The following is a 15,762-nucleotide window of genomic DNA, read 5'->3' on the forward strand; positions in this document are numbered from 1 at the left end:
AAAAGAGGAAACGATAGGAAACATAAAAATTATTGTACAAATAAACGCTAACAGAAAGGGTCTGATGAAAATCAGGCCCTTTTGACGTAAAAAAGCCATATCTCTCCTATTCAGCTTGACTTTAAGGATATAGGACAGCTTCTAGATTTTTGTAAGCGGTCACGTGTTTATTCTCTGACATTTTATTTAAATTGATTAATCTCCATTTCACTGAAGGAAGTTCCGAGACTAAAGCTGCGTCCAATCCTAAGAGTGCCCAATCAGGTGTCTTATTTTTGACAGAGAGTAAAAATTTACGTTCACTATCAGTCATCTCCTTGTTGATATCTGCAATCAGTTTCTCCCGTACAGAAAGTAGCTCCTCTAAAGAAACTTCAATTTCTGCCATTTGCGCAAACTCCATTTCATATATACCTGAGATATCTTTTCGGTTTGGATTAAGCAGTTCTGCCATCGGTCGAAAATGACTTATTAAAAATACAAGAAATGTTTTTCGTAATTCTTCCGTTAATCCTTCATTTTCGTATAACTGTTTTACATCAAACAAATCACGGGGATGTTGACGATCTAGGGCAGCGCAAAGTTTACCAGCATACAGATCTGGGTGTGATGCAACTAGCATTTCAGCATAACCAAATTCTTTTTCAACCTGCGGTCGCACTTCCATTCTGACAGCTGGGAAAAGGCTTCCACGTATAACAGGAGATAGTTCTATTTTAACACGAACATCATTAAGTGAAACTATTATTCGTAAAGAATTATCCTGTTGTAGTGTTGTATTTTGAACTTGGGCACCTGCAATCGATTTCTTTATGGAATCTGTTATTCTCGCTAATGCAGCTCTGATATTTTCAAGAGAGGCGTCGCGATCCTCCATTGGCAGATACAACAAATCGATGTCTACGGAAAGCCTTGGCAAATCTCTATAAAACAAATTAATAGCCGTACCGCCTTTAAGTGCAAAACAGTCTTCTTTATCGATTATAGGTAACAATCGGATCAATAAACGGACCTGCTCGGCATATTCTTCTTTCTTACTCATAAAAATCAGGAACAGTTATTTTATATTTCTTATTTAGTTTCCCACCTGTGACGATCACACGATTACCAGATCCAAAATCTATTTTCTCAGATTGAAGTTTTGTAAACCAGGTATGATTTTGACGCTCGGCAAGGTAAAAGAAAAGCCTGCGAACTTTGATATTTGTGCACAGTTCCAATAATCTTTGGAGTGTCCTAGGAGAAAGCGTATTTAATCCTTGCATTAATTCATCCGCATGTTCAAATGATATATTTTGGGGAACTTGATTCATCACTTCCAAAATAGCTCTTTCAGGAATGGATATACGTAAGCCTTCCTTTGTATTTTTCCAACTGAAAGCTCTAGTAAACTCAAGTAATGCTAGCGGCCTTTCATCTTCAAAACTATTACCAAATAAATAGCCAGAACTATGCTTAAGAAATTTGATCCCTGTTGTAAGGTTATTTATCCATATGGGAAGATTATCCCGGCCATATAAATGAATCAAGCGTTGATTAGACATCGGGAGATAATGGGTCAGTTTCTGAAGTTCTAAAGCCGATAGGCCTCCAATGGTTAGATCTGTATCTAGCTGTTTCTGCAGGAAATAGACAATATCCCCCCATTCCACTTCCGCCCCTTCACGTTTATATACTCCATTTTTCACAGTTTCCAATAGTCGACTCTTCAATAAATTATCGATCGCATGGCCTGTGAGATCATTCTGCTGTAGCCAAGATCTGGTAACCAAAGCTCCCTCCGGCACTAATTTTAGCACATCTTTCCTTCTCTGAGAATACATATTCATGTTTAAACTATTTAAATTTATCGGCGAAAAACGCCGATAAATCAAATATACATAAACTTATTTATTTAACAAAACTTATATTATCGGCGTTTTTCGCCGATAATAAAGAAATATATAAACAAGTAAGTCTTTTCGAAAAACAAACATAATACCGTTATTCCTGATTTTAGAGAAATGGATGTAAAAAACTCATATTGATATCATGTTATCTGAATTGACTCGCCGAGATCCTCCGCTCTACAAAAAATACACCGATCGTTGCTAGTCACCTAAGACAACCGGAGCATCGCCAATGGCCAAAATCGATCTTTTGATGCCATCGATCTCTTGCTTATCCAATTTGTTTTTCAGCCTTTGCAAGCGGACCTGATTTCGCCCGCTGGGCTTAATCAGCACCAGATCGGACACATCAAACTGCAAAGTGCCTTTGATAGGATCGTAAAACTGCTCATTGGCAAAACTCAGTGTATTAAAAATACTGATCTTGGTTCGTAAAAGCCAGTCTCCAGAGGTCAGATAAAATGCAAAAGCATTCCTCATCTTGACATGTTCTTTAATACAGTAGCTAGCCACCTGGTGCACAGGCATAACTTTTACGGGAAGCCGTAATAATCTGTAATTTTTTATTCTTAAAATTGACAATATTGTAAAATGGATTGCAATAAGACTCAAAACACATTGATTTTCAATATTTTACTACATAGTTTTAATTAAATCATTAACCCAATCAAATACTGATATTATGGAATACAAAGTAGTACCTTTTGTAGCATCGATAAACCCAAGGACAGGTACATCGGATCAAGTAGCAGAACAATTAGAAAACCTGATTAATCAGGGTGCATCAGGAGGATGGAACTATGTAAGACTAGAAAGCGTCACAACTTATGTACATGCCGAAAATGGTTGTTTTAATAATAAACCTGGATATACGACGGCAAGACAGATGGTGGTATTTTCAAGGCCATGAAGTCTCTCCTATTGACCGCGATCCGATTGTATTGGTTGATCATCCCACCTGAAAGAAGACGTAAATGTATATTTAGGCATAGCTGCTCTAAATATGTATTTGACGTAACTAAACATGAAGGCTTTAGGGCAGGTAGGAAAGCATTGCTTTCACGCATGAGAACCTGTAATGGTCACTTTGACATAATCACGGATTATAAAAGTGGTGAGCGGATGATGTACCTGAAAGGCGGTGTAGTGGTTGGCGAGGCGGAGATCGCGGAGAGGTTGTTGTAAATAGTTTAGGGATGGAACTGGAAATTTTGTCACGGAAGTTACATATAATAGCAAGCCTGGTATTTTCTCTTCGGAACTTAAGTTTCAGATTTTTTAACAAGATTGAAGAAAAACGTGATTGAAGGCTGTCGATGATAGCAGACTGGTAGACGTGCGCGCTATTTTAAGTTCTTCAAGTTGTTTCCAGATCTGTGGAAACAATACCTCATATTCTTTCTTCTGGTGATAGTAGTGCCCGTTATTGCCAAGGTTGATCAGTTTCAGACCTTTTTCTGCTGAGAAAAGATTGATCAGAAATGCTTCTAAATGTAGGGTAACGGATTTGTTGAACAAATGCGAATAGATCGCATGTCGTATTAAAAGGTCTTTCTTGCTGTCGTGTCTATTATGGCTTGAAAAGCGGTTCTTGATATCGATAGATTCACCAATATAGATTGACCTTTTATCGTTGAGCAGATAAACAAGTGCGCTGTTATAAAAATCTAGTTTGCTATCTGTATCCTTAACCTCTCCTGCGCTACCGACGGGAACAATATGAACTTCTTTAATATCCAATTCTGACATGCGTTATTAATTACAGTTCATTATACTTTTTAGCAGTTCCCTTAGCTTTTTCTACAGGATATTTTTCATTGTTGAGTTTCATCTTGTCCTCCACGATCTCCTTAACATCAAGGCCGTGCTTATCGGCAAGCAATAGCGCATACATGAGTACATCGGCAAGCTCATTTTTCAACTTGTCAGGATTGACATCTTCATTTCCTTTCCACAGAAAAAGTTCCAGAAGCTCAGACGCTTCAATGCTCAATGCAACTGCGAGGTCCTTAGAATTGTGAAACTGTTCCCCAATCTCTCGCATCTCTGAATGCTCTGATCTGTGCTATTAACTGCTGAATATCCGACATGATAAAATCCTTTAACTAAAAACTGGCCTTTGTCCAAATATCCGAAATATTGTTTAGGAATGAAAGGAAAAAGCCATATCTCCCGATATGGCTCTACAACATATATATATTTATTTGAGATGGCTCTTATTTATACGAATTGATTGATTTAGATACTTTCCAGTCATTACCTACACGCTCCAAGGTAACCAGGTCAGTCTTGGTAAAATTTTCAAATTTCAAAGTTACTTTAGCTACCATATAGTCTGCAGATTCCTCGATGATATCGGTGCTCACTGTACAGTTTAGCTTCTCGCCTTTTTGTTTTTTCAATAGTTTGACCACTCCAGTACGGCTGTTAGACTGTGCATTGGAAGATTGGATCTTTTGGCTGAAATCTCCGGCGAATAACTGCTCTACTCCTGCTGATTCTCCCTCTGTGGTTACCGCAACGTAGTGCTCTAAAGCGAAATCTGCTGTGGAAAGGTTAACGTTTGTTTTTGTTGCTTTTGCTCCAGGTCCTTCAGCTGCCATAGCGAAAGTTGATACTGCGATTAAGGCTGCTGCTGCGAATGTTTTTACCAAAGTTTTCATAATGTCTTTTTTTATAGTGTTAGTTTTTCATCTAAATAATTTGTTCTTCAATTGTGATGAAGCTATCATGAGCATTTCCATCGATGCTCATGATGGTTTTTGTTCTTATTTGTTGACTCAAAACTACAACACAATAGGCCCCTAGCCTATTGACTTTAGACTAACAATCGGGAAAACTCGGTAAATGGCGGGAATGAGGAGGTGAAAGTTCTAATTGCCGTACCGCTATACCCCTATCTCTTCCTTTTAGAACCTATAATAGCGTTTTCGAACGCCACATCAACTTTACGGTTTCCCTTTTTTATTCGCTTTATCGATGAGATATTTTTGAATAAAAAAACAGCAATATGATAAAGAGATTTTTTACGATAGCCATTGTACTAACCGCCTACAGCTGCAATGGTATTTCTCAAGATGAATATGAAAAACTCAAATCCGAAAATCAGAGTTTAAAATCAGAATTAAATGAATTTAAATTTGGTTCAGCGAACTTGTTATCCAATGCTAAAAGGATGATTACAGGAAAATCGTTTGAAAATGCAAAATCAGAACTAAATTCTTTATTAGAAAAACACCCCGATTCAAAGGAAGCCATAGAGGCGAAAGAATTATTAAAGGATGTTGAATTTAACATTAATAAAGAAAATGAACTTAAGGAAAAAGCAATCGCCCAGGCTGAAAGATCAAAAAATGAAGCAATAAAAAGCCTTAGACAAAAAACAGATGACATAAGAAATATCACCTGGTATTCCGACAAATCAACTCCTCAATACACTAATTCTAATAGCTTTCATTTATATTTTGGAACTAAAAAAGACACTAAACCCTGGTTACAGCTTGCTATCAATTATACTGCAGATGATTGGCTCTTTATTAAAAGATATATTATAAAAACTGATAATGATACTTATACTATTAACCCTAGCTATAGTGAAATAAATACAGATAACGGCGGTGGCGAAATATGGGAATGGTATGACGTACCGGTAGATCAGGAAAAATATAAAATGATAGAAGATATCATAAAATCTAAGAACGCAAAGATACGTCACGAAGGTAAGCAATACTATAAGGATAGAGCCATAACTCAAAAAGAAAAGCAAGCTCTTCAAAATATCTTAACAGCTTACAAAGCGCTAGGTGGTGAACAACCAAACGGCTAATATTATTGTCCTGCTCCTTAAAAGCATAAAATAAAGGCTACAAAATTGTAGCCTTTATTTCTTATTGAGCGCTAGTCCCCAGGTTTTCTTACGACGAGTACCGAATCCATACCTGCATTGAAATAAAAAATATTATCCGAAAGCACTTTTGCTCCAAATGCATTGCTTGCTCTGTACCGATGGATCATTTGAAATCCCTGCCGATCCTTTAATATTTTACGTTGCCTTATCATAATTCTTTTTCTTTCCTCCATATCAGTACTTTTTGAAAATTCATTTTGCAGATTAAAATACTCAGCACCGGTCCCAATCATATCGATTGATTGCAATGAATCCAAAGATCCAAATTCAATAGCCTCATAACTTTTAGGATCATTTGCATACTTAAGTATATATTCTTTGATTAGAGCTTTAGCCTTTTCTTCATTAGAAGGCTTTACACACGCTACCAGTAACAAAAAAGGTGTTGCGAGAAAAATTAATCTTTTCATAATTTCTAGGCAATAAAATAACTTTTAAAATATATTTGGTTTCTAAAGGTTTCTGCGCATCATTATAAGGATAATCAGTAGTTAACGACTGTATCAACAATCTGCTCAGAGTATTTGTAAATATCATCCAGTGAGTCCAGATCATATTTAGCTTCCTTTTTATCTTTGTCAAACAAACCGATACGAAGTCTATTGGGCGTAAAATAAAAACGACAAATTGGTTTGCGATTGTTATCATCCAGCAGGATACCACAATAGGATTGATTATCACGCATAAATACACGTCCCACTTCAATCTCCTTGCGTAAAATAGATTTAATGATCAAGTATCCTTCAATCTCTTCTTCAGTTGTGACAATCAGTGCCTCAGGTTCTACTGGTGTTATAGTAGTATTCTTTTCTTCGGCTTCAGTTTCTTTTTTGAGTGCGCTTTTTAGTCTTTCGGCGATCTGGTCGTTCACAATCTGTGTAAACACCCGTTTTACTAATGGAGTAAACTGTTCCAAAACTTTTGCTGTAACAACACTTGGATAGGCTTGCTTCGCAAAAAAACGAACGAAATCGTCGCTTGGGTTTTGCATCTCGCCCATTGCTAAAATAGTCAACTCGTTAAAGTACTTTAATTCGCTCGCAACGCTGGAAATGCTTTCGAGATCAAATTCTGTTTTGTGGAATTTGCGTAATTCGGATACTTCATTATCCTTGATGTCCATGATCTTGAACTCGAAAAATGGCTTTTCATCCATCTTATTTGGTGTCACGAGATCAGTATAAAAACGATACTCTACGCCATTGGTCAACAATCCAAACTTAGCTTCTGTCGTATGGAAGTAACGGAACAGTTGTGAATTATGGGGGTCAAGTCCATCAGCATAATGTTTGCATTCAATTAATATAACAGGTTTTTCGTCTCGTAAAATGGCATAATCAACCTTCTCTCCTTTTTTGATACCAATATCGGCTATAAACTCTGGTTGCACTTCGAAGGGATCAAATACGTCATATCCCAATATTTTCAAAAATGGCATTACTAAGGATGTCTTTGTAGCCTCTTCTGTTTTGATCTGTGGTAAAAGTCGGTCAACGCGCTTGGCAAATTGACGAATCTCATCTTTAAAATCCATAGTTTTTTATTTTTTATTAATGGCTTATTTGATTTTGCTAAAACAGCAATACATTTCTTTATTGTTGATAGTCAAAAGTAGGCACTCGGTAATATGACTATTTACGGGAAACCATAAATACCCGAAAATCTTAGTTTTAATTTTGAACCATATTATTCATCCTATTCATTTACTATTAAACAGCTTAAACATGTATGATCAATGCGCATGGTTCAACAAAGAGATTCAACCTGGTAAAGGAAAAAAAAGTTATAAAGGCAAAGGTTTCACAATGAAAGTACTCACCCTAATGTTCGGCAAATCTTATTGTTGTGAAAGGTGCCGAAACTCAGCCGAAAGAAGAAAAGGGAAAAGAAAATAAAATAGTACAATCATGAACAAAAACATTTTATACGTCTGTCTCTTTTCAACTCTTTTTCTCGCTTGTAAACCCAAAAAGGAAAAACAAACGCAGCCGTTCGCGGCCTTTACAAGTGGAACCCTGAGGAATGACAAGGGTATAACCGAAGGCGAATATCAGATCACCAAGGTTTCCGATGGAGACACTTTCTGGTGTGTAAACAGGGAAAGCAAAAAGATCAAGGTAAGATTGATCGGAATTGACGCTCCTGAGCCCCGTAATTATTTTCATAAAAAGGAACAACCTTATGGAAAGGAGGCCTCGAAATATGCAGAAAAACTGCTTATGGACCAAACTGTACGCTTGGAATTTGATGTCAACCCATTGGATCAATATGGGCGTACACTCGCATACGCCTATTTGACTGATGGCACCTTTGTCAACGAAAAGATTATGAAGGATGGTTACGCCGTACTGATGACCATTCCGCCGAATGTTAAATATGAACAACGTCTGGTAGAGGCCCAAAAATATGCGCGAAATCACCTATTGGGACTTTGGAAAAACCACTTATAATTATGATAAAAGCTATTACACTGATATTGACCGCAACATTAACTTCGCATTTTGCATCTGCACAGACCACAAAAAGCACACTTGCTTTTGTAGAACACGAAGTCGGCCGCTGCACAGGATCGGCCAACTGCACTGCCTGTCGCAATTGCAGCAAATGTGCGCACTGCAACAGTGGCGGTACCTGCGGCGTATGTGATCTCGATATGCACAAAAAATCGGCTCCTAAGATTGAGAAAAAAAACCAGTCTGTAAAAACACCACCAAAAACCTCCGACAACGGCACATCAGGAAATCAGGATTATTACTTAAAAACCGTCGTATTGAATGTCGAAAAGATGGATTTACGCAAGGGACCGGCAGCTGATTTTCCCATATTGGCAACCATCTATAGAAATCAAAAATTGACATGTCTTTCCAATATAGGAAATTGGGCCAAAGTAAAAACAGACAAAGGCTTGGTCGGATTTATTAAAAGTGACGCAATACGGTTAAGTAACAATTAGCCTATAAAAGGGTAATCTTCCAAACAGATTACCCTTTTATCTTTAATAGGTATAAAAAGCAGCGCTCGAGCCATAGGTTGTACCATAGGCATTTGTCGCATAAGCCCGTACGTAATAAGTCGTATACTTATTAAATCCTGTGACCGATTTACTAAAATATCCGACACTACTGCCCGATACGGTCGTCTTTGTTCCACTGGACAATGTTGGATTACTGGATGTGGAATATACAAAACCGCGCTCCGTTAATGTACTACCACCGTCTGTAGCGATATCTCCGCTAAAGGTAACATAAGTGCTCCCAGTATTACCGACTTGATAAGTCGTCACCCCAGTGGGTGCCGTATATCTTGTAGTGGTAAAACTTATGAGATTGCCATAGGCAGTTCCTGCTTCATTGGTCGCATATACCCTGGCGTAATAACTGGTACCTGCGGATAGCCCTGTCAATGTAGCTGCGATACTTCCGATACTACTCCCTAAAGTAACTGATGTACTATTCCCAATAGTGGGATTTGATGTACTACTACTATAAACAATGCCACTCGCAGAAATGATCCCTCCACCAGCCGAGCCAATATAACCCGACACATAAGCTGAGCCTGGTGTGATACTGACAGCTCCATAAGTACTCAGGCTTGATGGTAGGCTTGGCAACAATGTTTTGAACGTGTACACATTTCCATAAGTCGTGCCGGCCTCATTCGTAGCGTAAGATCGGACGTAATAAGTTGTATTTTGCTGCAATCCGGAAAGTATAAGTGAAAAATTACCTGTACCTGAACCACCAGATACCCTTGTACCATTGGTTAAAGAAGGTAATGAGTTGCTGCTGCTATAAACCACCCCTTTGGCAGAAATAGTTCCACCGCCAGCGGAGCCAATATATCCCCCGGTATATGCCGAAGTCATAGTCACATTATAAGGGGTAGCTGTTGAAACGTTACTTGGCAGGTCTGGCATCGAAGTTTTAAAACTGACCACAGGCCCATAAGCCGTACCTGCGCTATTGGTAGCAAAAGCGCGTACATAATAGCTTGTATTTACGACCAAGCCCGTCAATTGACCAGAGAAGCTACCGGTTCCGCTACCTATATTCAAAATTGTCCCACTACTGACACTTGGCGTAGTATTGGAATTGCTGTAGCATATACCCCGAGCTGTTACAATCGATCCATTATCATCCAAAACAGTACCACCAACAGAAGCTGAAGAGTAAGTAACTGAACTGACTGCCGCGGTCGATATTCCTGATGCGACAATTGGCGGAAGTGTCGTAAAACTTACCACCTGCCCATAGCCTGTTCCAACAGATGAAGTGGCATAAGCGCGCGCGTAATAGATTGTACCCGCCTTTAATTTGGTTAGATTAACTTTAAATGAAGTACTCTGTGTATCAACACTTACCTTGTCATTTGAAATCGTCGGGAACGATGATATATTGCTATAGCAAACCCCTTTGCTGATCACCGGGTATCCGCCATAATCTGAAATCTTTCCGCCTAGTTCGGCGGTAATACGCGTGATACTGCTTGCAGATTGTGTTTCCAATTTAGCAACATAACCACTCTGCGTAGTAAAACTCAACGGATCGCCATAGGCAGTACCATTTTTATTGGTTGCAAAAGCCCTAAAATAATAGGTTGTAGCCGGCTTTAAATTTTGAGCATATAGCGTAAACGCTCCTGTATCCAGATCGCCTGTCTTGAGCACTTTTTCATTGTTCACTGTTGGCTTTTGGTGGGTAGCATAGCAGATGCCAACCTGTGTCAATGTCTCTCCATTGTTGGTATTTACACGTCCGTTCAGCGTAGCATCATTTTTGGTTACACCGGTCATCTGTAAGGTCGTTACCGCAATTTTATTATGCTGATTAAAATCAAACTTGTCTTTATCGTCGCAAGATGTCCATGGAAGTATCAGCATAAACAGGGAATAGAGATATCGTATATTGAAGTTTTTGGGATTCATTTTTATCGAATATTAAAAGTAATACCACCGGTAAATTCGGGCTGGGTAAATTTTTTAGAAGAGAACTGTTTGTCAATAGCCATCATGGAAGCACCACCTATGATATTTACGTACGGACTAAGTCGTAAAGTCACCCCGCCGTAACCGCCAATATAACCGGTTTTTCCATGGCCCTCTCGGTCTGCGTAATCATCACGAAATAAATGGGAATAAACTCCATAGCCTGCTCCGATGTTCAACAACAACCAATCGACTACCTTAAAATTTGGCCCTACGATAAGCTCTGTTTTATTGGGTTGGGACGACCGCGTGCTTAAGTAATAAGAATCGAGTTGGTTATCTGACTTCAGCCCATAACGCAACGTCGCAAAGAATCCAACAAATGCACCACCAGTTTCAAATCGTAGACCAATTGGTGCCAATTTTCCATACTCGTAGCCGATATTGGTAAATAGCTTTCTTCTAGCCCGACGCAGTGCCGCCAGCTCCTTCTTCTCCTCCCGTTTAACCATCACATCGTAAGCGTATTGCGAAGTCGGATAATTTTTGTTCAGATCTCCTAAGGCAGCAGATACCTCAATTTTAGAGGTCAAATCTTCCTCATTAAACTTCGTTATATACCCTTCAAGAGCAGACTTTACCGTCAATAGATCCGAAAAACTGTAGTTTCCCTCTCGTTTAAACAGCTGGTAACGGCTCATAGCCTGAAAGTAGCTCACTTTTTGATTATCACGGGATCTGTCCGGAAAATCATTTGTAGCTGAAATGATTTTACCATACTCCTGTGCATTGTAGCTGTCCGATATCGCATCAAATTTACGTTGCATCGCTAAGGCATAGGCCGCAGTACGTTTATCCTCTTCTTTTTTTCTGAACTCGTCAAGCGATTTTGGTAATCCGGCAACAATATTTTTGATCTTTTCTACTTCGGCCGTACTTAACTTAGCCAGAGAATTATGGTCACTGCTTAAAATAGCATTTCCAAGTGCAACGATAGATTCTACTTCATGGTATGTCTGCGAGGGACTATGATCATATAGCTTGTACTTGACCATAAAATTATAAAACTGAACAGGGCTCTCATCATATCCAGATTCTTTGGCAACCTTAATGGCGGCTAAACTCTGGGCATAATCTTGCACCTCATAAGATTTCCTGATTGCTGTAAGTAAAGTCTGTTGCCTTTCGGTCTTTTTCTCCTGTAAGATTCGATTCTTGGTATCGTCATAACTTTGCTGTGTCTTTGGATACTCGTCCATTTTTTCGAGTATCCTTTTGACATCACCTTGGTTGCGCGATTTTGAATAATTTTTCAAAAACAGAGCGGCTTGGCTACGTACCTTATTGATGAGCTCAAAAGATGGATAGTCTCCATTATCCAGTAATTTGAAATAATTTACGGTCTTAAAGTAGTCCACGAATTCTTTTGTTTTCGTCTTGCCGTGAATTTTATTTAGGGTATTTATGGACTCTTCATACAAGCCGTTATCCATTTGTGCTTTGGCCTGGGCCAATAATTCATCGTTGGTCGCCTGCGCAAAGCAAAAAGAGACCAGGCCCATTAAAAAAAGGGTTAACAAATATTTCATATCTATAGATTAATCTATGTAGGTTTTATTTGATACAGCCACTGTTTAGCGGAAGGATCAAATTTTATAAATTCATGTTCAAATTCCAGTTTTCGTAATTCCGATGAAATTGCTGCAGCTTGCTTACGCCAGCATTTCTAACGGCAAGAACAGATTTCTTTCTTTTGAGATTTGCATCTAGGTTTGGCATCCGCTCCAGTTCATTCATTAAAGCCATATACCCACTCTCATCAAATTCCGCGAAACCTTGATTGATCAATGAGTTTACACGTTGTGGCAGGACTTCCGTATAGTGATTCAAAGCTTTAACTTTATTTTTGATCGTTGCAACCTCGGCCGTATGACCAAAAGTACTTTCGAGATGAGCGACAAGAATATTAAGTTCTGCCTGTTTAACAGGGTCCGAACGAAGCAATTTATTACTGCGGTCGATGCTCAGTTGAGTATATCTGCCATTGAGCTGCTGAAGCAGCATGTCCTGAATCGCTTTATTAAACAGATTCTGTGAAGCTGCATTATTGATCTCGATCAGTAAGTTGTTGTACTGGGCCGGACTTACATTGTCTTCGGAAAGCTCTTGGATCTTATTTTCCAACACTTTATGCCCACTTGCCATTGTGATAGCCGATTGCTTCCTAGCGCCATGCTGGGCTGGAGATGAACTCATCAGCTTCATCGAACCAACAATCAGTAAACCAACCCCTAGGGTAGCTCCCAAAAAATAAATTCCCCTATACTTTTGATTCATGGCCTTTGGTCCCTCCTTTCGCTGGCTGGCTAGATTGTTTTTCAGGCTTCTCCGGCTTTACTTTATTATTTTTTTCGCTGGTGATCTCTCCGCTATCTATCGGTCTTGAATTGGTCGCGCCAGGCTTATCCTCCGGAATATCGCTTGGAATCTGTGCGGTAAGCTGATCACAAAAATTAAGAACACGATCCTCATCCTGAAAAATAGAGCGTAACTCGGCTTTAGTTAAAGTTTTCGTATTCTTCTCCTCTCCTTTTTTATACAACTTCCAGCCTTCAGCTTTTCCTTTGTAATTAAAAACGTAACCTTGCAAGGTAGAATCGCTAAATTCGAGGTACAGTGCCTTACTCTTGGCAGTATCGATTTTGAAGTTAAAATTCTCGGCGGGTATTTCCTCTTTTACATCAACAGTATCGGTAGCTTTTTGTCCCGTTCCAAAAAAATTCATAACGAGGCCAATTCCCCAATAACCGATGGCAATTCCAAGGATTGGGCCAATAATCCACGCCCATACCAATCCATTCGAACTTCGTTCAGGCTCTCGGTTTGAAGGTTTCGGCGGTCTGGGTTCCTCGGGGCGCACCTCCACTTCTCCTTCGAAAATATTGACGTCCTTATAACGTGAATCAAAAATAAGCTTGTATTGCACACGGTCGCCATCTTTGCAGATAATAAATTGATCCTTCGCCAAACTAACCTCTTGCTCGTTGATCTTTACACGCAAACCATTTGTAGTGGTATTGTTAAATGTAATCTTACGAACCTTTCCAAAGAAGTTTTGCGCCGACTGAAAACCGAACTGTTGAGCGACGCCCTCATTTTGTATTGACTGTTCGTCCAGGAAATAGACTTTGCTCGCATATACCAATTTGGGGTTGTTGAAAGCATCACTCTGATCCAAAGTGAGATTCAAAAACTGATAATATATTGTTTTATCCAGATCAATCACCGGTTTAATGCAATTGACTCGTTTGATGTCTTTTGCAGCCTCTTCTAGAATAAGATCGTAGTTTTGATTATTTAAACTCCCGTCCTTCATATGATTTATAAACTGTGTGGTGATCTGCAATAGATATTGCATGACACGTGACAGCAGCTCATTGTGCTTAACAATCAAACGCACTGCAAAAAATCCATTACGCTTTGCATTATCCTTCATACTCGTATTGATAACCGAATAAATCAAATGCTGGGCGGTTCGCTTGACAGAATAACAGTACCCCTCATTAAACTGACCTACTTGACTGGTTTCATCAAATGAAAGCTGTAACTTTTCTAATTCATTTTTATTCAGTCCGGCCGAGACATACTCATAATCCAGACCATTCAGAGTACGTTCGATAATAAGATGCACTCTATTTCTATAATGTGTACTTTCCATAAATATTTCTTAAAAAAATCTTTTCCAAAATGCGCCGCCTTTTACGACAAAACTATCTTCCAACATATTCTTCACCAGTTCTTGCGGATACTTATCTTCTATCGTAGTCACAATCTTTTCGTAAACAAGATCACCAATGGAAAAAGGCAGTATTTTGATCTTAAATTGGTTTCGGGAATTTTCCCGCGCTGTCTTACAGTTTTCGATCAGGGACAGGAACTCCTGATTCATGTAATCGAGGGCCAATTCACTTTCTGCCCTATCGTCATCGCGATATCTGGTCTGTTTGATATAATCAAACTTATTGACCACAAAATATACCGCATCGGTATTATCCAATACCTTGGAGTCTTTAAAAATGGATATGATATTGGTGTAGGCAATGCTTTGGTCTAATGCTCCAAAGAATTGTTCATCATCAAAACGTTTGTCATGTGACATGGCATCAATAATAAAAACCAATATTTTTTTATTATTGCTTTTTACGTAATTGATAAATTGGGGGATCTCCGAATTGTCAAAGCCCTGATTAAAGATCTTCACATAATTTTCACCCGGAACTTCGACAATATTGAAGGGATGGGTTGTACCTTTTTGATCTTTAAATGAAGTCGCAATATAATTATAACTTGCGCTATCAGTACGTATCGGCAATACACCGTAATCTAAATTTCTCTTCAGGGTTTCCAAATATTTATTCCCATCTGGATTATAGCTATCGTGCATTAATATCCCCTGCTTATTGGAATGTTTGATGAGACTTGCCAAGATCGTTGATTTACCCGAAAAGGGCATACCCACCATATAAAGATCTGTCCGTCCGCTTTCCATGGGTGGCAGATCCTCAATTCGCTTAAAGATCGTAATAGCAGAGGCACTGCTATAGAATTTCAATGCCTGAACCACTCTCTTTTCGACACCAATACTTTCAAGATAGTCAAACGTCAGTTTCTTCTCCCCGATAAGCTTTTTGATATCGTCGGCAGAAATTTCATTGTTCTTGATTTGTTCCAGCAATGTTTCACTGGTCTGAATCGGAGCACTCGGACTGGTCATCGTAGGTAACGGAGGCATCCCTGGTATTGGCGGCATCAGCGGCAACTCGACATCAATAGTTGGCAAACCTGGGATCGGAGGCGGCAAAACAATTTTGCCATTCCGACTATCATCCAAAAGCTGCAACTCTTTCAATTTGTCCCTGGTCAGACCATGCTGTTCCAATTCATCAAATGCGATAAATCCGCCCACGATAGCTTGATCCAAGGCAGGCAATGGAACCATATTACAGTTCGATAAAATATTTTGTTTTTTATGCTTATCCATC

The 15,762-nt window shown here is 39.0% G+C and carries 17 protein-coding genes and 1 pseudogene; 5 read left to right on the forward strand and 13 right to left on the reverse strand.

The features are described 5' to 3' along the window. Nucleotides 1-121: 121 nt before the first annotated feature. The 3 genes from A9970_RS13340 to A9970_RS13350 form a co-directional block, all read right to left on the reverse strand. Nucleotides 122-1,042, reverse strand: a complete 921-nt coding sequence (locus A9970_RS13340) for a nucleotidyl transferase AbiEii/AbiGii toxin family protein (RefSeq protein ID WP_121127206.1) — start codon at nucleotides 1,040-1,042, stop codon at nucleotides 122-124. Further along, complete coding sequence (locus A9970_RS13345) at nucleotides 1,035-1,829, reverse strand: type IV toxin-antitoxin system AbiEi family antitoxin (protein WP_153846609.1); 795 nt, start codon at nucleotides 1,827-1,829, stop codon at nucleotides 1,035-1,037. The genes A9970_RS13340 and A9970_RS13345 overlap by 8 nt, the downstream gene beginning before the upstream one ends. A 261-nt stretch (nucleotides 1,830-2,090) precedes the next feature. Further along, entirely contained in the window at nucleotides 2,091-2,369 is a 279-nt protein-coding gene (locus tag A9970_RS13350) for a hypothetical protein (protein WP_182982633.1), read from the reverse strand. A gap of 202 nt (nucleotides 2,370-2,571) precedes the next feature. Here A9970_RS13350 and A9970_RS13355 point away from each other — a divergent pair, with 202 nt between their 5' ends. After that, nucleotides 2,572-2,799 (forward strand): hypothetical protein, encoded by a 228-nt coding sequence (locus A9970_RS13355; protein ID WP_182982634.1) that lies wholly within the window; start codon nucleotides 2,572-2,574, stop codon nucleotides 2,797-2,799. Next, nucleotides 2,796-3,074 (forward strand): membrane protein insertion efficiency factor YidD, encoded by a 279-nt coding sequence (gene yidD, locus A9970_RS13360; protein WP_120335546.1) that lies wholly within the window; start codon nucleotides 2,796-2,798, stop codon nucleotides 3,072-3,074. The genes A9970_RS13355 and yidD overlap by 4 nt, the downstream gene beginning before the upstream one ends. Before the next feature lie 93 nt (nucleotides 3,075-3,167). Here yidD and A9970_RS13365 read toward each other — a convergent pair whose 3' ends face one another. From A9970_RS13365 to A9970_RS13375, 3 genes and pseudogenes are all read right to left on the reverse strand, one after another. Continuing rightward, nucleotides 3,168-3,638, reverse strand: coding sequence for a GIY-YIG nuclease family protein (locus A9970_RS13365; RefSeq protein ID WP_182982635.1), 471 nt, complete (start codon nucleotides 3,636-3,638; stop codon nucleotides 3,168-3,170). Between the two features lie 10 nt (nucleotides 3,639-3,648). After that, a pseudogene (locus A9970_RS13370) lies at nucleotides 3,649-3,979 on the reverse strand (nucleotide pyrophosphohydrolase). Between the two features lie 126 nt (nucleotides 3,980-4,105). Beyond that, nucleotides 4,106-4,552 (reverse strand): nuclear transport factor 2 family protein, encoded by a 447-nt coding sequence (locus A9970_RS13375; protein WP_182982636.1) that lies wholly within the window; start codon nucleotides 4,550-4,552, stop codon nucleotides 4,106-4,108. A 347-nt stretch (nucleotides 4,553-4,899) separates the two neighbouring features. Between A9970_RS13375 and A9970_RS13380 the strand changes: the two genes are divergently transcribed. Then, nucleotides 4,900-5,715: a hypothetical protein gene (locus A9970_RS13380; protein ID WP_182982637.1), complete on the forward strand. Its 816-nt coding sequence runs from the start codon at nucleotides 4,900-4,902 to the stop codon at nucleotides 5,713-5,715. A 71-nt stretch (nucleotides 5,716-5,786) separates the two neighbouring features. On the opposite strand, the gene A9970_RS13385 is transcribed toward A9970_RS13380, so the two are convergent. Both A9970_RS13385 and A9970_RS13390 read right to left on the reverse strand, forming a co-directional pair. Continuing rightward, entirely contained in the window at nucleotides 5,787-6,206 is a 420-nt protein-coding gene (locus tag A9970_RS13385; protein WP_182982638.1) for a hypothetical protein, read from the reverse strand. Between the two features lie 74 nt (nucleotides 6,207-6,280). Beyond that, entirely contained in the window at nucleotides 6,281-7,330 is a 1,050-nt protein-coding gene (locus A9970_RS13390) for a type I restriction endonuclease (RefSeq protein ID WP_182982639.1), read from the reverse strand. Between the two features lie 373 nt (nucleotides 7,331-7,703). Here A9970_RS13390 and A9970_RS13395 point away from each other — a divergent pair, with 373 nt between their 5' ends. Further along, nucleotides 7,704-8,246 (forward strand): thermonuclease family protein, encoded by a 543-nt coding sequence (locus tag A9970_RS13395; protein WP_182982640.1) that lies wholly within the window; start codon nucleotides 7,704-7,706, stop codon nucleotides 8,244-8,246. 2 nt (nucleotides 8,247-8,248) lie between these two features. Next, entirely contained in the window at nucleotides 8,249-8,749 is a 501-nt protein-coding gene (locus A9970_RS13400) for an SH3 domain-containing protein (RefSeq protein ID WP_182982641.1), read from the forward strand. A 42-nt stretch (nucleotides 8,750-8,791) separates the two neighbouring features. On the opposite strand, the gene A9970_RS13405 is transcribed toward A9970_RS13400, so the two are convergent. The 5 genes from A9970_RS13405 to A9970_RS13425 form a co-directional block, all read right to left on the reverse strand. Continuing rightward, entirely contained in the window at nucleotides 8,792-10,720 is a 1,929-nt protein-coding gene (locus tag A9970_RS13405; protein WP_182982642.1) for a hypothetical protein, read from the reverse strand. 2 nt (nucleotides 10,721-10,722) lie between these two features. Then, nucleotides 10,723-12,309 (reverse strand): hypothetical protein, encoded by a 1,587-nt coding sequence (locus A9970_RS13410; protein ID WP_182982643.1) that lies wholly within the window; start codon nucleotides 12,307-12,309, stop codon nucleotides 10,723-10,725. A 64-nt stretch (nucleotides 12,310-12,373) separates the two neighbouring features. Then, nucleotides 12,374-13,057: a hypothetical protein gene (locus tag A9970_RS13415; RefSeq protein WP_182982644.1), complete on the reverse strand. Its 684-nt coding sequence runs from the start codon at nucleotides 13,055-13,057 to the stop codon at nucleotides 12,374-12,376. Continuing rightward, nucleotides 13,041-14,438 carry a hypothetical protein gene (locus A9970_RS13420; RefSeq protein WP_182982645.1) on the reverse strand — a complete coding sequence of 466 codons (1,398 nt, stop codon included), beginning with the start codon at nucleotides 14,436-14,438 and terminating at the stop codon, nucleotides 13,041-13,043. Before A9970_RS13420 ends, A9970_RS13415 begins: the two co-directional genes overlap by 17 nt. Nucleotides 14,439-14,447: 9 nt before the next feature. Continuing rightward, the gene (locus A9970_RS13425) at nucleotides 14,448-15,761 is read right to left on the reverse strand and encodes a hypothetical protein (protein ID WP_120335536.1); all 1,314 of its coding nucleotides are present in this window, start codon (nucleotides 15,759-15,761) and stop codon (nucleotides 14,448-14,450) included. Nucleotide 15,762: the final 1 nt, after the last annotated feature.

Source organism: Sphingobacterium sp. UME9 (assembly GCF_014170215.1).
GTDB classification, from domain to species: domain Bacteria; phylum Bacteroidota; class Bacteroidia; order Sphingobacteriales; family Sphingobacteriaceae; genus Sphingobacterium; species Sphingobacterium paramultivorum.